The organism is Microbacterium testaceum (assembly GCF_001476285.1).
Taxonomy (GTDB): Bacteria; Actinomycetota; Actinomycetes; order Actinomycetales; family Microbacteriaceae; genus Microbacterium; species Microbacterium testaceum_B.
In genome coordinates, this window is the sequence record NZ_LDRU01000143.1 from 1 (window position 1) to 2318 (window position 2318).

Sequence of the window (2318 nt, forward strand, 5' to 3'; positions counted from 1 at the left end):
GTCGTGGGCGGGGCGAGCGGGGGTCCGTGCACGACAGCCGAGGTCCCGTAGTCCCACCACCACACCTCCCCGGGCTCGAAGCTCTGGATGTACCGGTGTCCCGTCGCGTGGAAGTGCGCCGTCGCGTGTCGGTTCAGCGACGAGTCGCAACAGCCGACGTGACCGCACGCGGCGCACCGCCGCAGGTGGACCCACCAGCTCCCGCTCGCGTCGCACTCCTGGCATCCGGGACCGCTCGGAGGAACGCCCCGGTCGATCTGATCGAGCGCGGTCATCACGCGAGGTCGGCGATCGCGTCCGTGATGACTTTCGCGACCTCGGCGGGGTGGCTCTGCATAACGAGGTGGGGCGCGTCGAGCTCGACGACCGTCCGCAAGCCCGCGCGCTGGTAGCCGAAGCGCTCGACGTCGGGGTTGATCGTGTGGTCGGCGCTCGAGACGATGCCCCACGCCGGCTTCGTCTTCCACGCGGCGACGGGCGCGTTCTCGCCGAACGCGAGGGCGGCGAGGGGCCGCTGCGACACGGCGAGCACCTCGGCCCGCTCGAGCGGCACGCCGTGCGCGAAGACCTCGGGGAAGGCCGCGACCTCGACCGAGACGTCGGTGCCGGGCTCGCCGCCTTCGACGGGGAACGGCGTGTAGACGAGGTGCTGCGCGAGGTCGGAGTCGGGGAAGCCGCCCTGCAGCTGGCCGAGACTCTCTCCCTCTTCGAGCGCGTAGCCCGAGACGTAGACCAGGCCGACGACGTTCTCGGCGACACCCGCGACGGTGATCACGGCACCGCCGTACGAGTGCCCGGCGAGAAGCACGGGTCCCTCGATCTGCTCGACGACCGAGCGGATGTACGCCGCATCGCCGATCAGGCTGCGGTTCGGCACGGCGGGCACGCGCACGGTGTACCCCTGGTCGAGCAGCGCGCGGGTCACGGGCGCCCAGCTCGCGGCATCCGCGAAGGCTCCGTGCACGAGGACGATGGTGGGGGAAACGGACATCGGATGCCACTCCTCTCGTCGCAGCCGAGTCGCCGCGAGTGGGTGCCCACGCTAGGCAGCGCGGCGGCGGGGCGGCAGGGGCATTCGTCGAGAATCGCGCTCGACAGATGTCGAAGGCGGATCCCCGCCGACGGGTGATCGGTGACAGGCTGAGAGAAGGTTCGGGACGGGAGCGACGGATGACGGGGCAACGGCGTCGGATCGGGATTCTGCTGTTCGACGGGGTGAAGGCGCTCGATTTCGTCGGCCCCGCCGAGGTGTTCTCCGAGACGAACCTGACGACGGATGCCTACGAGCTCCGGTTCTACTCGCCCACCGGGGCCGACGTCACGGCGTTCATGGGCCTGCGGATCGGCGTCGACGGCGCAGCCTCCGAGAGCGGGCCGCTCGACACGGCGATCATCCCGGGGAGCGAGCGGGCACCGGCGGTGTTCGACGACGCCGATCTGCAGAGGGCGATCACCGACCTGGCGCGTCAGGCCCGGAGGATCGCGTCGATCTGCAGCGGCGCGTTCGGCCTCGCCGCGACGGGACTCCTCGACGGTCACCCCGCGACGACGCACTGGAAGTTCGCCGACGCGCTGGCCAGCCGCTATCCCCGGGTCGCGGTCGATTCCGAGCGCATCTTCACGAAGCAGGGTGACATCTACACCTCGGCGGGGGTCGCGGCGGGTATCGACCTCGCCCTGTCCCTCGTCGAAGACGATCACGGCGCCGAGGTCGCGCGCAGCGTGGCGCAGCACCTCCTCGTCTACATGCGCCGCTCGGGCGGGCAGTCGCAGTTCTCGGCCGCGCTGAAGATGCCGGTCCCGCGCACGAGCATCGCCCGCGCGGTAGCCGAGTACGTCTCCGACGATCCGACCCGCGCGACGAGCGTCACCGAGCTCGCCGCGCACGTGAACGTCAGCCCTCGACACCTCACCCGCGTCATCCGCGACGAACTAGGCGTCACCCCGGCCGCCTACATCGCGTCGCTGCGGCTGGAGCTCGCGGTCAACCTGCTCGAGTCGGGTGCCTCGATCGCCCAGTCGGCCTCCGCGTCCGGCTTCGGCTCGCCCGCGGCCCTGCGCCGCGCGTTCCTCGCGCGGTACCGCGTGACGCCGTCGGGGTATCAGCAGCGGTTCCGCTCGACGGTCGCGCCGCCCGCGGGCGAGCTGTCGGCCTAGAGCGAGGCCGACTGTCGCACGGGCGAGAGCGCCACTGTGGCGCGGGCGAGAGCGGTGCTGAGCGGAGGATCGGGGGCGAGCGGAGGACCTTTCGCGCCGCTGGGCCCTCCCTCCGTCCCTGGCCCTCCGCTCGTCACGCCGTCCGCCCGTCACGCCCGGCC

General features: G+C 71.8%; 3 protein-coding genes. 1 reads left to right on the forward strand and 2 read right to left on the reverse strand.

All coding sequences use genetic code 11. The features are described from left to right. Positions 1-275 (reverse strand): UBP-type zinc finger domain-containing protein (locus NS283_RS17945; RefSeq protein ID WP_058598205.1); only part of this gene is annotated, 275 nt, incomplete at its 3' end. Next, positions 275-991, reverse strand: a complete 717-nt coding sequence (locus NS283_RS17950) for an alpha/beta fold hydrolase (protein WP_058598206.1) — start codon at positions 989-991, stop codon at positions 275-277. The genes NS283_RS17945 and NS283_RS17950, both read right to left, overlap by 1 nt. A 179-nt stretch (positions 992-1170) precedes the next feature. Here NS283_RS17950 and NS283_RS17955 point away from each other — a divergent pair, with 179 nt between their 5' ends. After that, entirely contained in the window at positions 1171-2157 is a 987-nt protein-coding gene (locus tag NS283_RS17955; protein WP_058598207.1) for a GlxA family transcriptional regulator, read from the forward strand. Positions 2158-2318: the final 161 nt, after the last annotated feature.

Bases quoted from the DNA above. Each gene is read 5' to 3' on its own strand.
- NS283_RS17955 (WP_058598207.1), top strand. From the start codon at position 1,171: ATGACGGGGCAACGGCGTCGGATCGGGATTCTGCTGTTCGACGGGGTG.
- NS283_RS17950 (WP_058598206.1), bottom strand. From the start codon at position 991: ATGTCCGTTTCCCCCACCATCGTCCTCGTGCACGGAGCCTTCGCGGAT.